Origin of the sequence: Janthinobacterium sp. LS2A (assembly GCF_036543145.1) — a bacterium.
GTDB lineage: Bacteria > Pseudomonadota > Gammaproteobacteria > Burkholderiales > Burkholderiaceae_D > Janthinobacterium > Janthinobacterium aestuarii.
Genome location: NZ_JAZHPB010000001.1, coordinates 506095 through 531351, shown reverse-complemented (window position 1 = coordinate 531351; position 25257 = coordinate 506095). Strand labels below are relative to the sequence as shown.

The 25257-nt window shown below is 61.5% G+C and carries 22 protein-coding genes and 1 tRNA gene; 10 read left to right on the top strand and 13 right to left on the bottom strand.

Translation table 11 applies throughout. The features are described from left to right. The first annotated feature begins 6 nt into the window (after positions 1–6). A complete protein-coding gene (locus V3C40_RS02420; protein WP_331776393.1) occupies positions 7–993 on the top strand; it encodes an AraC family transcriptional regulator in 987 nt (328 codons plus the stop codon). A gap of 212 nt (positions 994–1205) precedes the next feature. On the opposite strand, the gene V3C40_RS02415 is transcribed toward V3C40_RS02420, so the two are convergent. Continuing rightward, entirely contained in the window at positions 1206–1460 is a 255-nt protein-coding gene (locus tag V3C40_RS02415) for a hypothetical protein (protein WP_331776392.1), read from the bottom strand. 528 nt (positions 1461–1988) lie between these two features. On the opposite strand from V3C40_RS02415, the gene V3C40_RS02410 reads away from it, so the two are divergent. Next, positions 1989–2528, top strand: coding sequence for a hypothetical protein (locus V3C40_RS02410; RefSeq protein WP_139143344.1), 540 nt, complete (start codon positions 1989–1991; stop codon positions 2526–2528). Between the two features lie 523 nt (positions 2529–3051). Here V3C40_RS02410 and V3C40_RS02405 read toward each other — a convergent pair. The 4 genes from V3C40_RS02405 to V3C40_RS02390 all read right to left on the bottom strand — a co-directional run bounded on the left by V3C40_RS02405 (position 3052) and on the right by V3C40_RS02390 (position 5232). Then, positions 3052–3126, bottom strand: a tRNA-Val gene (locus V3C40_RS02405). An 81-nt stretch (positions 3127–3207) separates the two neighbouring features. Then, on the bottom strand, positions 3208–3924 hold the full coding sequence (gene dnaQ / locus V3C40_RS02400) for a DNA polymerase III subunit epsilon (RefSeq protein WP_331776391.1): 717 nt from the start codon (positions 3922–3924) through the stop codon (positions 3208–3210). Positions 3925–4025: 101 nt separating this feature from the next. Beyond that, positions 4026–4463, bottom strand: a complete 438-nt coding sequence (gene rnhA / locus V3C40_RS02395; RefSeq protein ID WP_331776390.1) for a ribonuclease HI — start codon at positions 4461–4463, stop codon at positions 4026–4028. Then, entirely contained in the window at positions 4456–5232 is a 777-nt protein-coding gene (locus V3C40_RS02390) for a class I SAM-dependent methyltransferase (protein WP_070302723.1), read from the bottom strand. Before V3C40_RS02390 ends, rnhA begins: the two co-directional genes overlap by 8 nt. A gap of 19 nt (positions 5233–5251) precedes the next feature. Here V3C40_RS02390 and gloB point away from each other — a divergent pair, with 19 nt between their 5' ends. Further along, complete coding sequence (gloB, locus tag V3C40_RS02385; RefSeq protein WP_331776389.1) at positions 5252–6061, top strand: hydroxyacylglutathione hydrolase; 810 nt, start codon at positions 5252–5254, stop codon at positions 6059–6061. Between the two features lie 79 nt (positions 6062–6140). Here the strand turns inward: gloB and aceB are convergent, their stop codons facing one another. Further along, the gene (aceB, locus tag V3C40_RS02380; RefSeq protein WP_070302725.1) at positions 6141–7739 is read right to left on the bottom strand and encodes a malate synthase A; all 1599 of its coding nucleotides are present in this window, start codon (positions 7737–7739) and stop codon (positions 6141–6143) included. Between the two features lie 216 nt (positions 7740–7955). Between aceB and V3C40_RS02375 the strand changes: the two genes are divergently transcribed. Next, complete coding sequence (locus V3C40_RS02375; protein ID WP_034755572.1) at positions 7956–8867, top strand: LysR family transcriptional regulator; 912 nt, start codon at positions 7956–7958, stop codon at positions 8865–8867. A gap of 394 nt (positions 8868–9261) precedes the next feature. On the opposite strand, the gene V3C40_RS02370 is transcribed toward V3C40_RS02375, so the two are convergent. The 4 genes from V3C40_RS02370 to V3C40_RS02355 form a co-directional block, all read right to left on the bottom strand. Next, positions 9262–9465 carry a cold-shock protein gene (locus V3C40_RS02370; RefSeq protein WP_010398811.1) on the bottom strand — a complete coding sequence of 68 codons (204 nt, stop codon included), beginning with the start codon at positions 9463–9465 and terminating at the stop codon, positions 9262–9264. A 298-nt stretch (positions 9466–9763) separates the two neighbouring features. After that, positions 9764–10126, bottom strand: a complete 363-nt coding sequence (locus V3C40_RS02365) for an Hpt domain-containing protein (RefSeq protein ID WP_034755570.1) — start codon at positions 10124–10126, stop codon at positions 9764–9766. A 22-nt stretch (positions 10127–10148) separates the two neighbouring features. Continuing rightward, complete coding sequence (gene upp / locus V3C40_RS02360) at positions 10149–10799, bottom strand: uracil phosphoribosyltransferase (protein ID WP_034755568.1); 651 nt, start codon at positions 10797–10799, stop codon at positions 10149–10151. A 145-nt stretch (positions 10800–10944) separates the two neighbouring features. Beyond that, positions 10945–12627 (bottom strand): isovaleryl-CoA dehydrogenase, encoded by a 1683-nt coding sequence (locus tag V3C40_RS02355; protein WP_331776388.1) that lies wholly within the window; start codon positions 12625–12627, stop codon positions 10945–10947. 396 nt (positions 12628–13023) lie between these two features. On the opposite strand from V3C40_RS02355, the gene V3C40_RS02350 reads away from it, so the two are divergent. Together V3C40_RS02350 and V3C40_RS02345 are read left to right on the top strand one after the other, a co-directional pair. Next, the gene (locus V3C40_RS02350; RefSeq protein ID WP_034756356.1) at positions 13024–14763 is read left to right on the top strand and encodes a putative bifunctional diguanylate cyclase/phosphodiesterase; all 1740 of its coding nucleotides are present in this window, start codon (positions 13024–13026) and stop codon (positions 14761–14763) included. After that, on the top strand, positions 14760–16256 hold the full coding sequence (locus V3C40_RS02345) for an HDOD domain-containing protein (protein ID WP_070302727.1): 1497 nt from the start codon (positions 14760–14762) through the stop codon (positions 16254–16256). Before V3C40_RS02350 ends, V3C40_RS02345 begins: the two co-directional genes overlap by 4 nt. A 130-nt stretch (positions 16257–16386) precedes the next feature. On the opposite strand, the gene aroC is transcribed toward V3C40_RS02345, so the two are convergent. After that, positions 16387–17481, bottom strand: a complete 1095-nt coding sequence (gene aroC, locus V3C40_RS02340; protein ID WP_070302728.1) for a chorismate synthase — start codon at positions 17479–17481, stop codon at positions 16387–16389. A 410-nt stretch (positions 17482–17891) separates the two neighbouring features. Between aroC and V3C40_RS02335 the strand changes: the two genes are divergently transcribed. Next, the gene (locus V3C40_RS02335) at positions 17892–20153 is read left to right on the top strand and encodes a putative bifunctional diguanylate cyclase/phosphodiesterase (RefSeq protein ID WP_070302729.1); all 2262 of its coding nucleotides are present in this window, start codon (positions 17892–17894) and stop codon (positions 20151–20153) included. 67 nt (positions 20154–20220) lie between these two features. Here V3C40_RS02335 and V3C40_RS02330 read toward each other — a convergent pair whose 3' ends face one another. After that, a complete protein-coding gene (locus V3C40_RS02330; RefSeq protein ID WP_010398828.1) occupies positions 20221–20667 on the bottom strand; it encodes a CBS domain-containing protein in 447 nt (148 codons plus the stop codon). A 128-nt stretch (positions 20668–20795) separates the two neighbouring features. Further along, on the bottom strand, positions 20796–21419 hold the full coding sequence (locus tag V3C40_RS02325) for a 2OG-Fe(II) oxygenase (protein WP_072453371.1): 624 nt from the start codon (positions 21417–21419) through the stop codon (positions 20796–20798). A gap of 285 nt (positions 21420–21704) precedes the next feature. Between V3C40_RS02325 and V3C40_RS02320 the strand changes: the two genes are divergently transcribed. From V3C40_RS02320 to V3C40_RS02310, 3 genes are read left to right on the top strand one after another with little or no spacing between them, the layout of a single operon-like run. Next, positions 21705–23015: an O-acetylhomoserine aminocarboxypropyltransferase gene (locus V3C40_RS02320; protein ID WP_219328876.1), complete on the top strand. Its 1311-nt coding sequence runs from the start codon at positions 21705–21707 to the stop codon at positions 23013–23015. A gap of 1 nt (position 23016) precedes the next feature. Continuing rightward, complete coding sequence (locus V3C40_RS02315) at positions 23017–23829, top strand: alpha/beta fold hydrolase (RefSeq protein WP_331776387.1); 813 nt, start codon at positions 23017–23019, stop codon at positions 23827–23829. A 25-nt stretch (positions 23830–23854) separates the two neighbouring features. Continuing rightward, positions 23855–25246, top strand: coding sequence for a PoNe immunity protein domain-containing protein (locus V3C40_RS02310; RefSeq protein WP_331776386.1), 1392 nt, complete (start codon positions 23855–23857; stop codon positions 25244–25246). Positions 25247–25257: the final 11 nt, after the last annotated feature.

The following is a 25257-nucleotide window of genomic DNA, read 5'->3' as shown; positions in this document are numbered from 1 at the left end:
TGATCTATGATGGTAAATCCTGATGTTTTGATCAAAACACCTAAAATGAGCAAGCAAAGTCAAATTTCTCCATCATCTAATCTCGTCAGTGAACTATTGACAGGCATGCGCCTGCGTGGAGTCCAGTACCGCCGCATTCAGACCGGTCCAGCTTTCGGCATCGGCTTTGAAGACAAGCCAGGCCACGCCTACTTCCACTTCCTGGCCGTTGGCACTGCCTTCATATGTACGGATGATGGTGAGTTGCATCAGCTGTCCGCCGGTAGCGCGGCGTTCATGCCTCACGGTCGGAGACATCAGCTTCTATCGGATGCGGGTATTGCATTTCAGGACATCGCAAAGTTCGATGCCGCGCCCCTTGGTGAATCCGTTAGCGGAGTAGACACATGTCCCAGTACGCACCCCGTGCCCAGTGCGGTTATTTTTTACGGCTGCATGGAATTCGATCTCGGCGGGATGCAAGGGATCGGCAAGCTGATGCCAACCGTCATGGTGGCTGACACGCAAGCGCAAGGCTATCCTGGGTTACTGCCTGTTCTTGATTCAATGAAGCGTGAAATCTGCGCCGGCCGTATTGGCTTTGCAGGCATTCTGGCTCGCCTAGCGGAGGTCGCGGCAGCAATGATCGTGCGCGGCTGGATTGAATCCGGTTGTGAAAACGCTTCTGGTCTCCTCGCCGCCTTGCGTGATCCGCGCCTTGCTCGTGCCATATTGGCGCTGCACCGCCAGCCTGGTCGTGAATGGACAGTTGCACAGTTGGCTGCGGAGTGTCATATCTCCCGCTCAGTCTTCGCGCGACGCTTTGAAACCACCATCGGAGTGCCGCCCCTGCGCTATGCCACGGAATTGAGAATGCGTCTTGCCACACAATTGCTCACTCACGAAAGAGTGTCCATCGACGTCGTCGCCCGACGCCTTGGCTATACATCTCAAGCCGCGTTCAGTCGTGCTTTCAAGCGCGTCATCGGCACGCCGCCGGGTGCCTGTCGGTAAATGCCTTGAGGAGAGTCGCTGAGGGAAGCGCTGATCAATCCATTTCAGCGACCTCTCGCCAGAAACGCAGCAGGCCATCGCGACCGCGCGCGCCGCTGGCCAGTTGATCGCCTCGACGTCGGGCGGCCTTGTCTTCATGAACGATGGTGCCGAGCCGAGCAGCGGCGAACTGGGCTGCCCTACCTGCGGAAGCAGCGGGCATGCCAGTGATGTTAAGCCGGCAGGCGAACCTGCGGTTGCTCAACGCCGATCACCGACGCTTGACGCGCGCCGTTCAGCGGCGACCGATCCTGACACGCCTGCAGGAATACCGCAGCAATCATGCCGCAACCTGCCGTCAGTTGCATGATCGGCATACGAAGGCAACGTCCCAGCGTGCTGTAGCCCGGCAAAAGATCGATGGGTTCAACCGGGAAATCGGTGAGACGGTATGTCAGATCCGAACACTGCACCAGCCTCTCACTCACCTCCCTCGTTCCCTGCGCGGGGACCGCGCTCCAGGGAGAGGGGCAATGCCAGCTAGCCGACTCATACTGAGCAAACGTGTAGACCGTTTAGTGAACGATAGCACTTGGAGCAGATCATTTGGCGTACTGAGGTATGGAGAAACGGAGAATTTCACTGAGGCGCAAATCACAGCGCTGTTTGACGCCCTGCAACACTTGACCGAAGACGATCCGTACTTCCTGAGCCAGTATCGGGACGATCGCACGGCAGCCGGATCGATAATTTTTCCGCCCAAGGAAAGGATCAAGAGCGCTATCGCATCAGCAGATAACATCCCCGATAGCTGGAAAGCGTACTTGTCCTCAGTTGGAACGGGACACCACTGATGCATATCAACGATATTTTCAAAAAATTAATATTATTACATTTGAATAGTTTTTCTTCAGTAGAAACATATAGGATTTGTATTTCTTACATCCTGGAGCTACTCGCCAGACCTCACTTTAAGATACCAAACTCAACCACTCAACCAAGTCGAAAGGAACAAGATGAAATCCCAGATGCGTCATGCCGCAATGATCGTTTCGCTGTTGTCCGCCTCCTCCTGTGCTTTGGCGCAGGTTCCCAATCGATGCCCATCGCTGGCGTTTTATGGCAATGCCGCCACCAGCGGCCTCTGCAAAAGCCTCAGCCCTGCTACGCAAAACCTGCAAGTGTGTGAATTGACTGCCGCACAACCCGACGTTCACTTGACTTTCGGCCTCCAGCCAAATGGCGTGAACCCGCCCGTCCCTCTCCACCTGACAGTGCGCACTCAGGCCAACAACTGCGAACAAGCGACCAATATCGTCCAGAACGCTGCCGGAGCGTTTGTCGCGCAAAGCAACGCCCTGCTCTGTGGCGTCGACCCCGTCACCTATGTTCAACGCATGAACGCTCAAACGATTGTACCGGGGAGCAACGGTCAAAGCGCTTGTCGCACAGCATTCATAAACGCACAGACGGGCGGCAAATTGACGCCCGCAGTGGCGCAAGGCTACCTCAACGCTTGCAACACCGGAGGCCTAGCGAATGCCGCATGTCCGTGATGTGAAGCGGCAAGCAACAAAGGCGACAAGAAATGAGCTGCATTCCGAATGCGAGCGAAGGCATTTTGAAAGGCTAGCGGGTGTCCAGCAGACTCGTGGCGATTCACAGTGATCCGGAAAGGAGATAAAAATGAGCAAAGGTAGCGGTAATAACGGGGGCCGTAGTGGTGGTTCCCTGGGCGGTGGCAGTAAAGGTGGCGGAGCATCTGGCGGTGGCCGTGGGCAAGGAAATGGCGGAGGGTGGCCAAGTGCAACGGGCAAGCCATCTGGCGGAGGGCGCAGCAATGCACCCGCTGGCGCTGGCAACAAATAGGTCTGGCGCTGGTTTAGCTTAACAATTTCGTCGCAAGGAAGCGCCCGCAAGCTAAGCTTGTGTACTCGCTTGACGTGAAAACGGCCGCAGGAAGCGGCCGTATCGTTTGGGGCTGGACAGCGGGTTAACAACCCATTGCCCCAGATTTGCCCCAAGTTCCTATTCAGACAAGATATGAAATCCCAAGTCTTTGAATACAAACTAAAATTTTGGTGGGAAGTGCAAGTTTCGAACTTGCGACCCCTGCAGTGTGAATGCAGTGCTCTACCCCTGAGCTAACCTCCCGAAGCGAGGCGAATTATCGCATAGGTGTTGCGGCATCTGCAAGGGCTGGCAACATGAAATTTGCTACGCTCTCGCTTTTTCTCAGGCGGCCGCTGGCGGCGACGTGACGGCGGTCCAGATGCACTGGCCTTTGGCGGCCTTGTCGAGGCCGGCGATGGTGGCTTCGTGGGCGGCCAGCTCGTCGGCCGTGGCGCTCTGGAAGATGACTTCGGCCAGGGGCACGATTTCCAGCACGGCGCCGTCGGCGGCCACTTCCACTTCTTCTTCCATGCTCAGGCTGTTTTGCCCGCGCGTCATGGCCAGGTAGACGTCGGCCAGCAATTCGGAGTCGAGCAGCGCGCCGTGCAGCTTGCGGTGAGCGTTCGAGACGCCATAGCGGTCGCACAGGGCGTCAAGCGAGTTGCGCTTGCCCGGATGCATTTCCTTCGCCTGCACCAGGGTGTCGATCACGCCAACCACTTGCTCGTGCACGGGTGGCAGGTTCAGGCGCTTGAATTCCGCGTTCAGGAAGCCGATGTCGAACGGGGCGTTGTGGATGATCAGCTCGGCGCCGGCGATGTAGGCACGGAAATCGTCAGCGATTTCCGCGAATTTCGGTTTGTCGCTGAGGAATTCCGTCGTCAATCCGTGGACGGCCAACGCGCCCTCTTCCGAGTCGCGCTCGGGATTGATGTAATGGTGGAAATTATTCCCCGTCAACATGCGGTTGTTCAGCTCGACCGCCCCGATCTCCAGGATGCGGTCGCCCGTGCGCGGGTTCAGGCCGGTGGTTTCAGTATCGAGAACAATTTGACGCATAGTGAATTCAGTCGTAAAAGCAAAAAGCGAAGGGCACAGTATAGCAAACCTGTGCCCTCCGGTTACGTCCCGCCCGCTGCTGCAGGGCAGAAATTTAGTTCTCAGGCACGTACCGTTTCCACGCCCAAGTTGGCCAGTTGATCGGCCCGCTCGTTGCCCGGATGTCCATTATGGCCGCGCACCCAGCGCCATTCCACTTCGTGCACGGCCTGGGCGATGTCGAGCGCCTGCCACAGGTCGACGTTTTTCACGGGCGCCTTGGCCGCCGTTTTCCAGCCGCGCGCCTTCCAGCCGTGGATCCATTCACTGATGCCCTTCTGGACGTACTGGCTATCGGTATACAACACCACCTGGCACGGACGTTTGAGCGCCGTCAAGGCTTCGATCACGGCCTTCAATTCCATGCGGTTATTCGTCGTATTCAGTTCCCCGCCATAAATTTCTTTCTTGGCGCCATCGGCCACCATCAGCGCGCCCCAGCCGCCCGTGCCGGGATTGCCCTTGCATGCGCCATCGGCGTAAATATCAACCTTATCCATCTTGCTGTTCCCGCCTTTTATTCGTGACCGGTGCGCCTGCGGGCGCCGTCGCCGGTTTCTTGGTCCACGCCGGACCGATCAAACGCATCCCTTTGACGCGCTTGATCGCCTGCACTATATACACTGCGCCCAGATATGGCCACCAGCGCGCACCTGCCTTGTCCATGAAAGCGTTACGGCGCAGCCATTTTTCTGTCCTGCAGGCAGGTGCGTAGCAGCCGAAGTAGCTTTGACTGACGCCCATGTTGAGCAATTTTAACCAGTCTTTCATGCGCGGCATAGAGATCAGCTCGCCTGCCTGCGGCAGGTAGTGGCGGCCCGTGACCCGCCCCAGACCCTGGCGCATGCCCCACAGGCTGGCCGGATTGAAGCCGCAGACGATCACTCTCCCTTCCGGGATCAGCACGCGCTCCACTTCGCGCAAGACCTGGTGAGGCTCGGCGGCAAATTCGAGTACGTGCGGCAAGACCACCAGGTCCAGGCTTTGCGAATCGAACGGCAGCTCATCGAAGGCCGACACCAGGGTCAGGCGCTTCTCTTGCGGTGGGCGCGGAGGCAAGCGCGCATCGAGCAGCCATTTGTTCGGCATGCGGTTGGCGGCCAGCGCGTCGAGCTGGGGCAAGCCGATCTGCACGGCATTAAAACCGAAGATATCGACGGTCAGGCTGTCGAGGCATTGCTGCTCCCAGGCGCGCACGTACAGACCGGCCGGCGTCTGCAGCCAGCCGTCAAGCGCTATAATGGATTTTTCGGATGCCACACTGTCCATTCAGTTTTCTCTTTTGCTCATGACACACTCCCCTGAACACGCTCTATCGGTACTTGCCGTGCCCGCCTTTGCCGACAATTACCTGTGGCTGATCCACGACGGCCGCCACGCCGCCGTGGTCGATCCCGGCGATGCGACGGCCATCCTCGATGCGCTGCAAGCCCATCAGTTGACCTTGTCCGCCATTTTACTCACGCATCATCACGCCGACCACACGGGTGGCGTGCCTGAATTGTTGCAGCATTTCGCCGTCCCCGTCTTCGGCCCGCGCAATGAGGCTATCACAGCCATCACGGAACCGCTTGCCGAAGGCGATGTCGCCCATGTGCCCGAGCTGGGCCTGCAAATGACCGTCATCGACGTGCCCGGCCATACGAAGGGGCATATCGCCTACGTGCGCCAGCGTGACGAGCGCAGCGGCGCCCCGTGGCTGTTTTCCGGCGACACCCTGTTTGCGGGCGGCTGCGGCCGCCTATTCGAAGGCACACCGGGCCAGATGGCCGATTCGCTGGGCAAGCTGGCCGCCCTGCCCGACGATACCGAGGTATTTTGCGCGCATGAGTACACCTTGTCCAATTTGCGCTTTGCCAACGCCGTCGATCCGGGCAATGTGGCCCTGCAGGAACGCATCGCCATCGACACGGAAAAGCGCCAGCAGGGATTATCGACCGTGCCGTCGACCATTGCCCTTGAAAAGGCCACGAATCCCTTCCTGCGCTACCGCGAATCGGCGATCCTGACCAGCCTGAAGGTGGAAGGCAAGCTGACGGCAGATGCCTCCCCCGTGGAAGCGTTTGCCGCGCTACGGATGTGGAAAAACAACTTTTAAGCTGCTGCTTCCAAAAAGAAAAATCCCGGCGATACCATCAGGCACCGCCGGGCTTTTTTATTGATCTATTTGATCAGGATCAGATTTCCTCGTACAGCGGCAAGGTCAGGAATTCGGCGAACGATTCCGACGTCGACATTTCCTCGAAAATCTGGCCGGCGCGTACATAGGTCGGGCCGTTGCCGCCTGGCGCATCGCGCTGCACCTTGGCCAGCTCTTCCGGAATCATGGCGCGCACCATCTCGGCCGTCACCTTGCGGCCATCTTCCAGCACACCCTTGCTCGAGCGGATCCACTGCCACACTTGCGAGCGGCTGATCTCGGCCGTGGCCGCGTCTTCCATCAGGTTGTGGATAGGCACGCAACCATTGCCAGCCAGCCAGCTGCCCAGGTAGTGGATGCCGACGTTGATGTTGTAGCGCAAGCCTGCTTCCGTGATCGGCGCTTCCGGCTGGAAATTCAGCAGATCCGACGCTTTCACGTCGATGTCGGGACGCTGTTTCTCGATCTGGTTCGGCTTGTCACCGAGCACTTTCGTGAACTCGCCCATGGCCAGCTCCACCAGACCCGGATGGGCCACCCAGCCGCCGTCGTAGCCGTCGGTGGCGTCGCGCGCCTTGTCGTTGCGCACGCCGCCCATGGCGATGTCGTTCTTTTCCGGATCGTTCTTGATCGGGATCAAGGCTGCCATGCCGCCGATAGCTGGCGCGCCCCGCTTGTGACAGGTTTTCAGCAGCAGCAAGGCGTAGGCGCGCATGAACGGTGCCGTCATGGTCACTTTCGCGCGGTCGGCCAGGCAGAAATCCTTGTCCAGCTTGAATTTCTTGATGCACGAGAAGATGTAATCCCAACGTCCCGCGTTCAGGCCCGAGCTGTGTTCTTTCAGCTCATACAGAATTTCATCCATCTCGAAGGCCGCCAGAATGGTTTCGATCAGGACAGTCGCCTTGATCGTGCCTTGTGGCAAGCCCAATTCATTTTGCGTCATGACGAAAATATCGTTCCACAGGCGCGCTTCCAGGTGCGATTCCATCTTCGGCAGGTAGAAATACGGACCGGCGCCGCGCGCCAGTTGTTCCTTGGCGTTATGGAACATGAACAGGGCGAAATCGAAAATGCCGCCGGAAATGCGCTTGCCATCGACCAGCACGTGCTTTTCATCGAGGTGCCAGCCGCGCGGACGCACGACGAGTGTCGCGATCTTGTCGTTCAGCTTGTACGACTTGCCATTTTGCTCGAGCGAAATCGTCTTGCGCACGGCATCGAACATATTTATCTGGCCCGTGATCTGGTTGTCCCAGTTCGGCGTGTTCGAATCCTCGAAGTCCGTCATGTAGCTGTCCGCACCGGAATTGAAGGCGTTGATAACCATCTTGCGCTCGACGGGGCCCGTGATTTCCACACGGCGGCATTCGAGCGCCTTCGGGATCGGCGCGATCTTCCAGTCGCCTTCGCGGATGTGCGCGGTTTCTGGCAGGAAATCAGGACGCTCGCCCGCGTCGAGGCGCTTGGCCCGCTCCACGCGCACGGCCAGCAATTGCTGGCGGCGCGGCTCGAATTCACGCGTCAGCTTGGCCACCAGTGCCAGCGCGGCCGGCGTCAAGATCTGTTCGTAGCCGGGCTGGATGTCACCCGTGATTTGCATGCCTTCTGGAAGTGCGATCGTGTTCTGCGTCATGAAGTTCTCCGGTTTTTAGTCAATATAAGCAAAGGTAATCTGGTGATCCAAGTATAAGCTGAACGACTGCGCGGACAAGCTGGACAGAGGCGCAAAAACACTCTGCCGGGCGGCGCGTTTGTTCTATAGTATTGCACTATAAGGCATGGAAACGAGATTAAAAATCACTTCATCTATGCGTTTTTATCACAAGTGATGACATCGCGGGAGCACGGCATGGGGCAGTTCAGACAAATATCGACGTTCGTGGAAGTGGTGGCCAAGGGCAGCCTGTCGGCCGCCGCGCGCGCGGAAGGCATCGCGCCAGCCATGATAGGCCGGCGCCTCGATGCGCTGGAGCAGCGCCTGGGCGTCAAATTGCTGCAGCGCACGACGCGCAAGCTGGCCTTGACGAATGAAGGCGCCGCCTTCCTCGAAGATTGCCAGCGCATCCTCGGTGAACTGGAGGAAGCGGAAGCGGCCGTGGCCGAGCGCAGCGTGAAGGCCAGCGGCCATCTGCTCATTTCCGCGCCGGCCGGCTTCGGACGCCAGCACGTGGCGCCCTTGATCCCCTCTTTTGTCGCCGAGCACCGCGATGTGACGGTGTCGCTGAACCTGAACGACCGCCTCGTCGACCTGATCGGCGAAGGCATCGACGTGGCCATCCGTATCGCCAGTCTGTCCGATTCCTCGCTCGTGAGCACCAAGCTGGCGGACAACCAGCGCGTGCTCGTCGGCTCGCCCGCCTATTTGAAACGGGCGGGCACGCCCCGTATCCCGGCCGACCTGGCGAAACACAATTGCCTGGCGATCAGCAGCGAAGGCAGCCAGCGGGGCTGGACCTTCCGCGAAAATGGCAAGAACATCATTTTAAAGGTGGCGGGCAATATGGTCTGCAACGATGGCGAAGTGCTGCACGACTGGGCGCTGGCAGGCAAGGGCCTGGCGTGGCGCTCGATGTGGGAAGTGGGCGCCGAGATCGCCTCGGGCCAGCTGGTGACGGTGCTGGACCAGTTCGCCGCCCCGGGCAATGACATTTATGCCGTGTTCGCCCAGCGCCGCCACTTGCCGCTGCGCATACGGGCGTTCGTGGATTTTTTAAGGCACAGTTATTCGCAACCCGACTACTGGCGCGAACGGGCTATTTGAAGACGCGGGACCAAACCTGCTGCGCGTCGGCATAGGCGGCCTGTGATGCTCACCGTACTAGAGTACGGTTGCGCTTCTCGGCCACCTCTTCCTTCCGCTCGCGACGGTTTTGTCCGGCGTCGTGACGCATGAGGAAACAACAACTCCCGGATCAGCATTGGCAAGCGTAGGTCGGCTTAGCACAGCGTAAGCCGACACCAGCCCACACATCTTGCCAACGCCACTCTTGTCGGCTTACGCGCAAGCGCTAAGCCGACCTACCTGATGACGCAAAGCACGCTGAAAAGAGCCGCATAGCCCATAAAACACTCGCAAAACCGATATTTCACGGAAATTCAGGCGAAAAAAAATCCTCGGAGACCGAGGATTTCTTTATTTCGTTTGATCCAGCGTATTAGATTGGCTGAATGTTCGAAGCTTGCTTGCCTTTAGGGCCAGCGGTCACTTCAAAAGAAACGCGTTGGTTCTCTTGCAGGGACTTGAAGCCGTTCGACTGGATAGCCGAGAAGTGAGCGAACAGATCTTCGCCGCCTTCGTCAGGGGTAATAAAGCCGAAACCCTTCGAATCATTGAACCATTTTACGATGCCAGTTGCCATTACAATTTCCTATTTCAGTTAAGTTGGGCTTGCGCCCGTTATATCGTTTGAAGCAAGAAAGAAATGACAGACAAACTGCACTACTACCTCGAATCCAACGATGCCCAATTATACCAACAAAACTGAGAAAAACCATTCTTTCGCAAAATAAACTTACGAACACTACTTTAATAGCCAAATCCCCGTCTTGCGGCGCCCTGTACCAGCGGCATGGAGACACTATATCCTAATCTTCGACGCGGGTGCTTTGCGTTGTATCAAATGAATCATTGCAACCACATCTCTATAGTGCTGTCGCTCATGCAATGAAATGGGTGGCCGCCGCATCGCGTCCCGCCCAGTCCAGCAGCGCCGTCACTTGCGCCCGCACGCCGGGCCATTCCGCCACTGCTTGCGCAGGGGCATTGAGCATGGCGCGCACCAGCTGTTCGATGCGCCGGCATTCCTGGCCCAGCGCGGCAAAGCCGAAGGTGGCGGCCGAGCCGGCCACCGCATGCAGCGCGCGGTGCAGCTCCGTCAACGGTTCCAAGCGGGGGCCTTCGCTGTCGCAGCGGCTGCTTGCCTGCGTGATCGCCTGCAACAGGGCCGGCACGCCAGCCGCATATTTTTCATTCAGGGCACGCAAACGCGCGCGAAAGTCCGGGTCGATCAAGGTTGCCATCGTAATACTCGCCTGACGCTGCTTACTTGGTGCCGAAGATGCGGTCGCCGGCGTCGCCCAGGCCCGGCACGATATAGGCGTGGTCATCCAGATGCGAATCGAGCGCGGCGCAGAACATCTTGACGTTCGGATGCGCGTTCTGGAACACGGTCACGCCTTCCGGTGCGGCCACCAGGGCCAGGAAGATGATCTGCTCGTCGGTCACGCCGCGTTTTTTCAGCACGTCGACGGCGTACACGGCCGAATTGCCGGTCGCTACCATCGGGTCGCACAGGATAAAGGTGCGCTCGCTCAGGTCCGGCAGGCGCACCAGGTATTCCACGGGCATGTGCGTGGCCGGGTCGCGGTACACGCCGATGTGGCCGACGCGCGCCGATGGCACCAGGTTCAGCAAGCCATCGCTCATGCCGATGCCGGCGCGCAGGATGGGCACGATGGCCAGTTTCTTGCCGGCGATAACAGGCGCGTCGATGGTGACGAGCGGGGTCTTGATTTCGCGTGTCGTCAGCGGCAGGTCGCGCGTGATTTCATAGCCCATCAGCAGAGTGATTTCCTTGAGCAATTCACGGAAGGTGCGCGTCGACGTGTCGTGCTCGCGCATGTGGCTCAGTTTGTGCTGGATCAAAGGGTGATCGGTAATGAACAAATTCGGGAAGCGTGGGTCTTGTTTCATATTGTTTTTCTTTCTCTACGGTCTGGCGCGGCGGCAAGCATGGCCGCAAGCGCGCTGTGTATCGATAAAATGATGGATTGCGGCATTATCCCAGCCCGCAGGCCGCCTGTGGCCGGAATTTTCGAAATAATCGGTTTTATTGAAATCAATACTCGCGCAGCGCGCGCGCCAGGATGGCCGTGCAATCGGTACCAACCGGCAAGCGGCCATACGCCCCGCCCGGCGCCTGCACCAGCCGCGATTGCAGGAATGCTTGCGCGACAAACGGCGGCGCATGGCGCAGCAGCAAGGCCGCCTGCACGGCCAGCACGATGCGTTCGGACAATTGCCGGGCGCCAAATTCATCGGTTTGCGGCCCGTCCAGGTCGGCCAGCAGCCGCGCGCGGTAGGCAACAAAGGCGGCGTCATCATCGCCGGCCAGCGCCAGCTCGGCCGCCAGGGCGTCGCGCGCGGCCGGCGACTTGCCGAAGGCGCGCAAGACGTCGAGGCACATCACATTGCCCGAGCCTTCCCAGATCGAGTTGACGGGCAGTTCGCGGTACAGGCGCGCCAGCGGCGCGTCTTCCACGTAACCAGTGCCGCCCAGCACCTCCATGGCCTCGAAGCCAAAGCCGGGACCGCGCTTGCAGATCCAGTATTTGCCGGCCGGCGTGAGCACGCGCGCCAACATCGCTTGCCGCGGATCGTCCTTTTCATCGAAACAGCGGGCCAGGCGCAGCGCGAAGGCCGTGGCCGCTTCCGATTCGAGCGCCAAATCGGCCAGCACGTTTTGCATCAGCGGCTGCTCGGCCAGCGGCTTGCCGAACACGGCTCGCTGGCGCGCATGGTGCAGCGCCTGCGTCAAGGCGGCGCGCATGATGCCGGTGCTGCCCAGCACGCAATCGAGACGCGTATGGCTGGCCATTTCCAGAATCGTGGGTATGCCCCGCCCCGGCTGCCCCACGAGCCAGCCGTAGGCATTCGTAAATTCCACTTCCGACGACGCATTCGAGCGGTTGCCCAATTTATCCTTCAGACGCTGCACGCGGATGGCATTGCGGCTGCCGTCGGGCAGGTAGCGGGGCAGGAAGAAGCACGACAATCCGCCCTCGTCCGCCTGCGCCAGGATCAGATGGGCGTCGCACTGGGGCGCCGAAAAAAACCATTTGTGGCCGATGATGCGCCAGACGCCATCAGCCTCGCCACCGAACTGGGCTTGCGCCTCGGCCGGCGGCACGGGCACGGCGCGCGTGGTATTGCTGCGCACGTCCGAGCCGCCCTGCTTTTCCGTCATGCCCATGCCGACCAGGGCGCCCCGCTTCTGCTCCACGGGCAGGGAGCGTGGATCGTAGTCGCGCGAGAGGATTTTCGGCAGCCAGCGCTGCGCGATCTGTGGCAGCTCCAGCGCCTGGCGCAAGGCCGGCACCGAGGCATACGTCATCGTCACGGGACACTGCGTGCCGTTTTCCACTTGTCCCACTAATAGATAGGCGGCCGCGCGCGCCACCTGGGCACCGGGACCGGGCGCGGCCCACGGCGAAGCATGTGCCCCCGCGCCCACGAGGATGGCCATCAGTTCATGCCAGGCCGGATGGAACAGCACTTCGTCGATGCGGCGCCCGGCCCGGTCGAACTGCTGCAACTCGGGCGTATGGATATTGGCCAGGCGCGCCAGCGCATAGGTCTCGGCGCGGCCCAGCTTCTCGCCCAGCGCGTCGAGCTCCTGCAGCGCCGAGCCGCCGCCTTCGCGCAGCAGCGCTTCGATCAGCGCCGGGTCGCAGGCAAACAGATTGACGTTTTCGAACGGCTTAGCCTGGTTGAAAACTTCATGTGTGTCAAAAGCATTCATGGGGGTCTCCCGCGATTTGTTATCATGGCGCCCTTGCCGTCGCTGGCGCACCGTCAACACCGCCTGCCAGCCAGACTAGCGTAAAGCGCATGGCGGGGCAAGCGCGCCAGTGGAAGCAAGCGCAGATAAATGTTTCCATGGGGAATGAAAATGCCTGTGTGTGTCGCGCGGCATGATTTTTTTCATGGAAGGCAGGAATATTTACAAAACCTGAAGCAATGTTGCTCTATTTCATGTAATAGGGTGCTTTTCAATGATACATTTCGTGTGGATCGCGTTCCGATAGCCGCTCTTTCGGCCCCTATGGCGCGCGTCACGCACGACGCACTCTTTCCGTTGGCGCGCTGCCCTGCAGCCGGCGCCGGCACTGATAATAAAAAGGTAAAAGCCAGCACGATGTTTTCCAGTACCCCATCCGCCGCCCACCGCGAGGCCCGCCACGAGTTGGACAACCTCATGGAAGAGGCAGGCGACGTCGTGTTCCGGCTCGATACGGACGGCCTGATCCTGTTCGCCAGCAAGCGCGCGGCCACCCTGTTTGGCGCGCCATCGGGCCTGACCGGCCACTTGCTGCTGCCGCTGGCCACCGAAGCGTCGCGCGCGGCGCTGCAGGCTGCGCTGGAAGACGCGCTGGAAGAACCGGGCCGCCTGGAAGTGCGCCTGCAAACGCCGGACCAGGAAATCTGGTTCGAGCTGCGCCTGTCTTCTTATATGAACGCGGCCGGTGTGGCCGAATTGCTGGTGGTCGGGCGCGACACGTCGGCCCAGCACAATACGGAAGAACGGCTGCGCCATATGGCCACGCACGATGCGCTGACCGGCTTGCCGAACCGTTTGCTGCTGTCGGACCGCATCCGCATGGTGATCGCCCAGGCCGCCCGTTCGGGCCAGGGCTTTTCCGTCGCCACCATCGGCCTCGATGGCTTTAAAAAGGTCAACGATGGCCTGGGCCACCCCGTCGGCGACGCCGTGCTGCGCCTGGCCGCCGCGCGCCTGCGCAAGACCCTGCGCGACAGCGACACGCTGGCGCGCGTGGGCGGCGATGAATTCGTCGCCGTGCTGCCCGGCAGCGCCACGGACGCGCAGATCAAGCTGGTGACGGGCCGCCTGCTGGCCACCCTGCAGGCGCCATTCGAAGTCGACGGCCACACGATCTACGTGGGCGCCTCCGTGGGCGTGTCGATCTATCCGCTGCACGCGGAAGATGAAGTGCGCCTGGTGGCGCTGGCCGATGCGGCCATGTCGCGCGCCAAGGAAACGGGCAAGGCCCGCTGCCTGGTCTACAGCCCGCGTTTGAACGGCCCGTCGGAACACGACATCTCGCTGGAAGCGGCCATGTTCCAAGCCGTGCGCGAAGGCGAATTCCTGCTCTTTTACCAGCCCATCGTCGATGCGCACACGCGGCAAATCCAGGGCTTCGAAACCCTGATGCGCTGGAAGCATCCGACCCTGGGCCTGGTGCCGCCCGTGCGCTTCATCCCGATTGCCGAAGCCAATGGCCTGATCAATCTGCTCGGTGCCTGGGCATTGAAGGCGGCCTGCGTGCAGCTCAAGCAATTCCAGGAAGTGGCCAAGCGGCCGCTGTACATCTCCGTCAATATCAGCCCGCGCCAGTTCCGCAACGACAAATTCCTCGACGTGCTCGATGACGCGATCGCGTTTTCGGGACTCTCGGGCGAACACCTGGTGCTGGAAATCACGGAAGGCACCTTGATGATCGACCCCGTGCATGCGGAAACCATCCTCGTCAAGATGACGGAGCGCCGCGCGCGCATCGCCATCGACGATTTCGGCACCGGCTATTCTTCGCTCGCGTATCTGAAGCGCTTCCCCATTTCCGTGCTGAAGATCGACCGCACCTTCATCAAGGACTTGCCCGCATCAAGCAAGGATGCGGCCATCTGCAACACCATTCTCGACCTGGCCAAGCATTTGAATTTGTCCGTGGTGGCCGAAGGCGTGGAAACCGAAGAGCAGATGCATTTCATCGAGTCGCGCGGCTGCCAGTACGTGCAAGGCTACCTGACGGGCAAACCGATGCCGGCCCATGCCGCGCTAGCGGCCTTGAGCGACAAAACCTATGCGGCGCTGGTGCCTGTGCCGTCTGCCAATGAACCGCGCGGAGGGGTGCAATGAATCCAGGTCATTTCACGGTACCGACACAGCTGGGCAAGAACACCCTCGACCTGCTGTGGGCGCGCACGCGCCAGCAGGGCGACATGCCCGGCTTCGCGAAAGCCATCAGCGCCATCCTCGGCGCCATGCGCGGCGAGGACGACCACGAATTCGACATCACGCAAACGGTGCTGTCCGACCCTGTCCTCACACACAAGGTGCTGCGCCTGGCCAACAGCGGCATGTATTCGGCCTTCGGCCAGCGGGTCAACACGGTGTCGAAGGCCGTGCTGGTGCTGGGCATCGACGCCATCGGCCATCTGGCGCTGGGCCTGAAGCTGATCGAAGAGCTTTCGCAGGCGTCGCCCGATTCCGTCAGCGCCCATGTGGAAATGGAAAAGGCCGTGCTGGCCGGGATGGTGGCGCAGCAGGTGGCCACCAGCGCTGGCAGCCTGCAGGCGGAGCAGGCCGTCGTCTGCTCGATGCTGCACACCCTGGGCCGCATGATGGTGACGTTCTACATGACGGACTTCTGGGCGCGCATGCAGGCGCATGCGGGTCCCGGCAACGAGGCTGCCGCCGCGCGCGAAATTTTAGGGCTGTCGCTGCCCGAAGTGGGCTATGCCACGGCCGCCCACTGGGGCTTGCCGCAGCACCTGATCAACGGCATGCGTCCGATGGACCCGTCGCCGGACAACTCTCCCGTCAGCGGCGCCGACTGGATGGCGGGCCTGTCGACGATGGCGGCGCGCTGCGCCGACTCGCTGTGGCATGACGACGCGGCCGGCGCGGCGCAAGTGCACGCGCTGATCGACGATTATGCGGGCACCCTGGGCATCACGGCGACCGACCTCGTGGTGGCCGTGGACAAGGCCAAGGCGATGGCGGCGGCCGACCTGTCGATCGCGCCCCTGTCGAAACCGGCCGAACGGCGCGCGCGCCAGCTGGCGTCGACGCGCATGCGCGCCGAAGGCAACCGCGTATTGATCGGCGGCCTGGCCGACCTGCGCAGCGCCATCGGCAGCGCCAGCCCGGGACAGATGGTCTCGATGGCGCTCGAAACGCTGCACCAGGGCTTCGATTTTTCGCGCTCGGTGGCGTTCGTGCGCAACCACAGGGATCATCTGTATTCGGCGCGCATCAGCATGGGCGAAGGCATGGCCGACTTGCAGGATTTGATGGTGTTTGGCGACGCGTATGAGCCGAACGTGTTCCACGCGGCCCTCAATAGCGACCGCGTGATCTTCATCGACAATGCGCGCGACCCGAAATTTGCCGCCAAGCTGCCGCAATGGTGGAAAGCGACGTTGTCGGAAGCGCGCAGCTTCGTCGTGCTGCCGCTGTCGGCCAACGGCCATCCCACGGGATTTTTATATGGCGACTGGGACGACAGCTTCCCGCCGATCCAATTGAACCAGACGGAGTTCAACCTGATCAACGATATCCGGGCTTTGCTGGTGCAGTCGGTGGAGATGCGGCACCAGCTGGAATTGGTGGCGAATAAAGTGGCGTGACCGGACGCCAACAATGTTGTCGGATTACGCGCTTTGCGCTAATCCGACCTACATTTTGCCGCTACGCATGGCATAGGCCGTAGGTCGGATTAGGGCCGCAGGCCCGTAATCCGACACCAGAACATTCAACTTACTTCAACTTCGGCGTACTCACCGACACATCGCCGCATTGCGCGCGGTGCATCAGGGCGTGGTCGATCAGCACCAGCGCCAGCATGGCTTCGGCGATCGGCGTGGCGCGGATACCCACGCACGGGTCGTGGCGGCCGAACGTTTCGACCATCACGGGATTGCCTTCCTTATCGATCGAGCGGCGCGGCGTGCGGATCGACGACGTCGGCTTGATGGCGATCGAGACTTTGACATCTTGCCCCGTCGAAATGCCGCCCAGGACGCCGCCCGCGTTATTGCCGATAAAGCCTTCCGGCGTCAGTTCGTCGCCATGCTCTGAACCCTTCTGTGCCACCGAATCGAAACCGGCGCCGATTTCCACACCTTTCACCGCATTGATGCCCATCATGGCATAGGCGATGTCGGCGTCAAGCTTGTCGTAGATGGGCTGACCCAGGCCGACGGGCACGTTTTGCGCGATCACGTCGATGCGCGCGCCGATGGAATCGCCATCGCGGCGCAACTGGTCCATCGCTTCTTCCATGCGCGCGATCAGGTCCGCGTCGCCGCTGGCGGCAAAGAACGGATTCGCATGCACGTGTTCCCACGACTGGAATGGCACGGGAATGTCGCCCAGCTGGCTCATGCAACCCTTGAACGTGGTGCCGTATTGCTGCAGCAGCCATTTCTTGGCAATCGCCGCCGCACCCACCACGGGCGCCGTCAGGCGCGCCGACGAGCGCCCGCCGCCGCGTGGATCGCGCACGCCGTACTTGTGCCAGTAGGTGTAGTCGGCGTGGCCGGGGCGGAAGCTTTCCGCGATATTGCCGTAATCCTTGCTGCGCTGGTCTTCATTGCGGATCAGCAGCGCGATGGGCGTACCCGTCGTCACGCCCTGGTACACGCCGGAGAGGATCTCGACCGTATCGGATTCCTGGCGCTGCGTCACGTGGCGCGACGTGCCCGGCTTGCGGCGGTCCAGCTCGGGCTGGATATCGGCTTCCGACAGGATCAATCCCGGCGGACAGCCATCGATCACGCAGCCGATGGCCGGACCATGCGATTCGCCGAAAGTGGTAACAGTAAACAGCTTGCCAAAAGAATTGCCGGACATAGTAGGAAGTGTGAGGACTGGAAAACTCAATTCTACCAGCCTGCGGGGCATGCCATGCCGCTAATGCCACACCGAGGCCCGATATTCCCCCGCCCAAATCGCCATTTTTTAATCCCGTGTATTTTTTCACACAAAAACACCAAATATGAGTTGCAATAATGCAAAACAAGAAATATTGCTCCACAGAATAGATTTAAAAAAACATTTTGCTTATTAAATAGCTATATACTTGGATCAAAGCGCATCACAAAATACTGGTTGAGGGCTGCGCCGAGAGCTCGTCACAAAATGCCCAGGGCTAGGCGTCGTTGCCGAAGACAGTACGCAAGTACGGCAAGGCAACGCAACAACGCCATGGGCTTTTGCGACGCGCTCGTAAAAAATATCGAGTCATCCTGGAGAAGCTATACATGCCCGCACCGATCATCCCCCTTGACGCCAACAAGGACGATCACGACGACCTGGTATTCCTCGATGAGCAACCGGCTGCGCCCCTGACGGCCGCACCGCGCAGCGTCTGGCGGGTGATGATCATCGACGACGATGAAGACGTCCACTCCACCACCACTTTCGCCCTCGGCAACCTGGAAATGCAGCACCGCCCGCTGGAATTCGTGCATGCGTATTCGGCCGGCCAGGCGCGCGAACTGCTCAGGCATGAAGACGACATCGCCGTCATCCTGCTCGACGTGGTGATGGAACAGGATGACGCGGGCCTGCACCTGGTGCGCTACATCCGCGAAACCCTGAAAATGACGGACGTGCGCATCATCCTGCGCACGGGCCAGCCAGGCTATGCGCCGGAAATCGACGCCATCCGCGATTTCGACATCAACGACTACAAGACCAAGTCCGAACTGACGCGCATCAAGCTGTTTACGACGGTGACGGCGGCCATCCGCTCATACGAGCAGATCCGTTCGATCAACAGCAGCCGGCGCGGCCTGGACCGTATCGTCCACGCCAGCACGCAGCTGATGGCGCTGCACGGCGTGCAGAATTTCTCGGCCGGCGTGCTGGCGCAGATCGCCGACCTGCTGGGCATCCGCGCCGACGGCGTGCTATGCGTGCAGGACTTGCAGGACAATGGCAGCAAGGAGCTGCTCGTCTCGGCCTGCACGGGCAGCTTTTCCAGCCTGCCGCACAGCGCCCTGTGCGGCTTGCAAAACCCCCGCGTGATGGCCGCCATCGAGCACACGCTGGCGCAGCGGCGCAATGTGTATGCGCACGACTACGCCACCCTGTACTTCGCGGGCAAGGCCAGCCGCGATGCGGCCGCCTACCTGGTGCTGCCACGCCCTCTTTCCGCCATCGATGAAAGCCTGCTGGAAGTCTTCTGCAGCAACGTTGCCGTGGGCCTGGACAACGTCGAGCTGGTGTCGCACCTGCACAATGCCGCCTTCTACGACCAGTTGTCGAAGCTGCCCAACCGCACGCGCCTGGTGGAAATCCTCGACGCCACCTTGTCCGGCCCCGCGCGCGACGACGCCACCTTGTCGCTGGTCGACCTCGACCACTTTGCCGAGACCAACGACGCGCTGGGGCACCAGTTCGGCGACACCCTGCTGATCGCCGTGGCGGGCCGGTTGCAAACCCAGCTGGGCCCCCAGCTGACGGTGGCGCGCCTGGGCGGCGACATCTTTTGCGTGCTGGGCGACTCGTCGCAAGTCAACCCGAACAATATCCTGGCCCTGTTCCAGCCGCCGTTCTGCATCGATGGGCAAGACGTGCAGCTGTCGGCCACCCTGGGCCTCGTGCGGCTCGGTGAACATACGGGCACGGGCGCCGATGCGCTCAAGGATGCCGATATCGCCCTGAAGCGGGCAAAAAGCCAGCAGCGCGCCGGCCACTTCTATTTCTCGCGCAGCATGGGCATCGAAATCCGCGAACGGGTGCGCATGATGCACGCGCTGCGCACGGCTTTCAGCCAGGACCAGCTGTTTGTCGTCTACCAGCCGCAGATCGACCTGACGACGCGCCGCCCCGTGGGCGCGGAAGCGCTGCTGCGCTGGCAAACGCCGGACGGCAAGTTCATCTCGCCCGACCGTTTCATCCCGATCGCCGAATATTCGGGCATCATCATCGACCTCGGCGAATGGGTGCTGCGCACGGCCTGCCGCGAACTGGTGCTGTTGCGCGAGCAGGGGCACCGCAACTTCGTCATGTCCGTCAACGTGTCGCAGGTGCAGTTCCGCCACCCGCTGTTCCTGGAAATGCTGCGCGCGGCGCTCGAAGAGACGCAGGCGCCGCCCGAATTCATCGAGCTGGAAATCACGGAATCGATGGCCATGGAAGAGCCGGACCTGCTGATCAAGATGCTGTGGCAGATCAAGCAGACGGGCGTGAGCATCGCCATCGACGACTTCGGTACGGGCTTTTCGTCGCTGTCCTATTTGCAGCGCCTGCAGGTCGACCGCCTGAAAATCGACCGTGCGTTTGTGACGGAAATCACCGGTTCCGCGCGCGGCAGCAGCATCGCCGAGATGGTCATCCAACTGGGCCGCAACCTGGGCCTGGCCGTGATCGCGGAAGGCGTGGAAGACGAGCGGCAAGCGCAAATCTTACAGGCGCTGGGCTGCCCGATGGCGCAAGGCTTTCTGTTCGCCCGCCCCATGACGGCCACGGCGCTGGGCACCTGGCTGAACAACGAGGCGCTGCAGGGAGCGGCGTAGGCGCCACCCTGGATAGCCAATGCAAAACGCCGGCAGTTGCCGGCGTCGTTTTTACTGCATGCTGATATCAGTCCGTCGTTTCGGCCGGCCAGTCGCGGATATACGCTTTGAGCATCTGGTTTTCAAAGCTTTGCGCTTCGAGCACGGCGCGCGCCACGTCGTAGAAGGAGATGACGCCCAGCAGGGTCTTGGCGTTCATGACGGGCAGGTAGCGCGCATGTTTTTCCAGCATGATGCGGCGCACTTCGTTGACTTCCGTGTCGGGCGTGACGGTGATCGGGTGGTCATCCATGTGCTTGCGCACGGTGCCGCCGCCGATCTGGCCCGCGTTTTCATGCAGCGCGTTCAACACTTCGCGGAAGGTCAGCATGCCGACCAGGTCGCCAAATTCCATGACCACCAGCGAACCGATGTCTTTTTCAGCCATGGTATTGGCCGCGTCAAGCAGGGGCTGGTCAGGCGTGACCGTGTAGAGAATATTGCCCTTGACTTGGAGAATTTCAGATACTTTCATATTGGCCGTCCTGTCCGCGTGATTGGTATTTTAGTTATTCTAGCCCTTACTGCGACTGTAGCCTATGCCTGCGGAAAAATCCAGCCTTGCGCGCAATCAAATCGAGGGGGATTGCGCGCCACGTTCCATCACGCGCGGCGGCGGAACCACCCTGCGATGGAGAGGCGCTGGCGCGCCGTCGGCAGCACTTCGTGCAGCATCTCGCCCGACATGAACATGGCCATGCGGCCCGCTTGCGGCAGGATGTCCACCACGGGCGCGCCTTGCGGGTGCAGACGCAGCGCGCCGCCGTGCTCGGGCAGCCAGTCGTCGTTCAGGTACAGCACGACGGACACGGTGCGCTTGTCGTCGTCGCGGAAACGGTCAAGATGGGCCCGGTAAAAGGCGCCCGGCGCGTACAGCGCGAAATGGCTTTCGTATTCTTCCAGCCCCAGGAACAGCTCGCGGTTGAGCATGCAGCGCAGCGTTTCCATGTGTGCCAGGTAGCGGTCGCACGCCTCGGAACGGCCTATTTCCAGCCATTCGATATGGTCGCCGCGGATATCGGGCTGCAGCAGCGGCGCATGGCCGCTGCCCACGCCGGCACCCTTCATCTTGCCGCTGAGCATGGATTGCACGCATTCGGCGGCCAGCTGGCGGCTCAGTTCAGGCGAGATAAAATGCTCTTGCATGAGCCAGCCTGCCTGGCACAGGCCGTCGACGATAGAGAGTCCGGGAACGGCAAGGGAGCCGTCGAACGATATTGCGGGCATAAAATCTTTCCTGGTGGACTTGCGATGAGAGTTCGCCTGAAGCCCAGGAATTCGCTGGCACGTAGCCGCCTTCCCTGCGGCGCGGCGCACGCGCACAGGTCAAACAGCCCGAATATCACTGATCCGGTATCCTACCACCGCCCTGCCTTGCTGGTCACTTTTTTTACACTTCAGGTTACACGCCCTGCCCGCCAGCACGGCGCCATGCGCCCTGCACAGGAGCCCTTTTGCTCCGCTGCAAATCAGGTTACGATCTTGCCACTATAAAAACTTGGCGGAGACACCATGAGCGGTCCGAAATACCCCGGTTTCGATACTTTATCCCTGCATGCAGGCGCCGCGCCCGATCCGGCCACAGGCGCACGCGCCACGCCCATCCACTTCACGTCCTCGTTTGCCTTCAAGAGTTCGGAGCATGCGGCTTCGCTATTCAATATGGAGCGGGCCGGCCACGTCTACTCGCGCATCTCGAATCCCACGAACGCCGTGCTGGAAGAGCGCATCGCCGCGCTTGAAGGCGGCGTGGCCGGCATCGCCACGGCCAGCGGCCAGGCCGCCATGCACCTGGGCCTGTCCACCATCGCCGGCGCCGGTTCGCACATCGTTGCCTCGCGCGCCCTGTACGGCGGCTCGCACAACCTGCTGGCCTACACACTGAAACGCTTCGGCATCGAGACGACCTTTGTCGACCCGCGCGACGTGGACTCTTGGCGCGCCGCCATCCGCCCGAATACCAAGATACTGTTCGCGGAAACCCTGGGCAATCCAGGTCTCGACGTGCTGGACATCCCCCGGATTGCCGCCCTCGCGCACGAACACCACTTGCCGCTGATGCTCGATTCGACGTTTACCACGCCGTATCTGCTGCGCCCTTTCGAGCATGGCGCCGACCTGGTGTTCCACTCGGCCACCAAATTCCTGTGCGGGCACGGCACGGCCATCGGCGGCTTGCTCGTCGATGGCGGCACCTTCGACTGGCAAACGGCGTACGACAAGACGGGCCGTTTCGCCGAACTGTGCGAACCGTATGAAGGCTTCCACGGCATGGTCTTCGCCGAGGAATCGACGGTGGCGCCGTTCGCCCTGCGCGCGCGGCGCGAAGGCTTGCGCGATTTCGGCGCCGTCATGAGCCCGCACAATGCCTTCGCCATCCTGCAGGGCATCGAAACCCTGGGCCTGCGCATGGACCGCCACGTGGCCAACACGCGCAAGGTGATCGATTTCCTGCTGGCCAATCCGGCCGTGGAATCCGTGTCCTATCCGGAGCTGCCCTCGCACCCCGATTACGAATTGGCGAAAACCCTGCTGCCGAAAGGCGCGGGCGGCGTGTTCACGTTCCGCCTGCGCGGCGACCGTGCGGCCGGCCAGCGCTTTGTTGACAGCCTCAAGATCTTCTCGCACCTGGCCAATGTGGGCGACGCCAAGTCGCTCGTCATCCATCCCGCCTCCACCACGCACTTCCGCGTGCCCGACGACCAGCTGGCGCAGGCGGGCATCACGCAGGGCACCATGCGCTTGTCCGTGGGACTGGAAGACGCGGACGATTTGATCGAAGACCTGGCCCGTGGCCTGAAACTGTCGCAGAAAGGCGCCTGAGATGCTGTTCACCATCGACAATACCGTCGCCTACTGCTACACGGGTGGCAAGGCTTTTAACCCACACCAGCCCACGGCCGTCTTCATCCACGGCGCGCAGAACGATCACTCCGTGTGGGCGCTGCAAACGCGCTATTTCGCCCACCACGGCTGGAACGTGCTGGCCGTCGACTTGCCAGGCCACGGGCGCAGCCTGGGCGCGGCGAAAAGCAGCGTTGAAGAGCTGGCGCGCTGGATACTGGCCGTGCTGGACGCCGCCGGCGCGGCCAAGGCCATGCTGATCGGCCACAGCATGGGCTCATTAATCGCGCTGGAAGCGGCATTCCTCGCGCCCGATCGGGTCATCCACCTGGCCATGCTGGGCTCCACCTATCCGATGAAGGTCTCGCCGGCGCTGCTGGAAACGTCATTGAACGACGAACAGGCGGCCATCGACATGGTCAATATCTGGTCGCACTCGTCGATCGCGCAAAAGCCGTCGTTCCCCGGCCCCGGCTTCTATGCCATGGGCGGCGCGCGGCGCCTGAAACAGCGCATCGCCGCCCTCAACCCCGATCACGTGTTTCACACGGATTTTTTCGCCTGCAATGCCTATGCGAACGGCGAAATCGCCGCCGCTTCGGTACACTGCCCCACCTTGTTCATTTTCGGCGCGCGCGACATGATGACGCCGCCCAAGTCGACCAGGCTGCTGACGTCAAGCATCGCGCATGGCACCGTGGTGCAGGTCGACAGCGGACACGAATTGATGGCCGAGCAGCCGGACGCCGTGCTAGACGCGCTATTTGCGTTTGCGCAAACGGCAGCGGCATGAACGCTTTTTTTTAGGATAGATGCACATGTTGTTGAATACCCTGTTCGATGAATTGACTGGCCGCGGCAGCGGCACGGAAGCGGCGCGGCACGAACGCTACAACTGGCTGGAACAGCTGCGCTGCGCCAACCCGCAAGCGGACGAAAACGGCCCCATGGCGGGCATCCCCGGCCACCACTGGTACCGGCTGCCGCAGGCGCTGGTGGTGGCGGGCCAGCACACGGACCTCCTGGTCGGCACCCTGAACGCGCAATACCTGGTCTTCGCGGGCCGCCACGCGGCGGCATTCGCGGCCGAACTGGGACTGCAATACGACGCCAACAACCGCATCGACCGCCCCGGTGGCATCGATGAACTGCTCGACGCCTATGAAGAACAGGCCGACGGCCGCTGGGCCACCTTGCCGAATGAACCGCCAGCGCCACCGCTGGCCGGCTGGGACGATGTGTACTTCCGCGTGCGCGACCTCAGTGACGGCAAGGCTATCCAGAGCGTGACGACCATCGCCTACGAAAGCAGCCGCTTTCCCGGCTACACCTTGCTGGGCACGACCCTGGTAGGCGCGGGCGCCATCGCGCACGACGACGAGACGGCGCAATATTTGCAGCAAGTGTTCGCCGACTGGGCCATCCAGCGCGCTTGCGCCGACACCTGCCCGGTTTCGTCCACACCCTGGCCTTGCACGCCGCGCCAGACGCCGCCCGCACCGTTCGATTTTGCCCGCAACCTCGCCTACCTCGACGCCCTGCTGACCGCCTACGCACGCGCGCAGACGCAGGCGGAAAACGACGGCGGCGACGCGGCCTACTGGGCATGCGCGGCCGCCAGCACGGCTTACCAGGTATTCTCGCTGCGCTACACGGCAGGCTTGCCCTTGCCGGAAGTGGAGCCAGCGCTGGAAGCGGCCGTCGCTGCCTGCGAGACGGCGCGCGCGGCCCTGGCTGCGGCCTACGATGACGATACCTTGCCCGCCTTCGACTTCGAACAGTTGACCGATTACGCGCGCACCCTGCAGCTGCTGGGCGCGACCCTGCTGTTCGGCCGCCGCGACCTGGCCATGCGCCTGGCCGCCCTGCAAACGGCCTTCGATGGCGAAGACGGCGTGTACGAAGCGCTGCTGTCCGCTGTCGATCCCCAGCGTCCCGCCATCGACGAGTGGTATTTCGCCGAGCCTTATACCGCCCTGTACGACTGCCTGGACGCAGAAGACCCTGCGCAGCAGCTCGAGCACTTGCGCCACTACCTGGCCAGCTGGCATGGTGCGCTGGTCCACGAGGACTGGTTCAACGGCCATTTGCGCGCGCAGGGACTGGGCGGCTACTACGGCCTGTGGGCCTTCGAGGCAGCCGCCGCGGCCAAGCAGCTGGGCCTAGAGCGCGGCGCGCTGGCGCACTGGCTCATGCCGCCGTCGCCCTGATCCCCCAACAT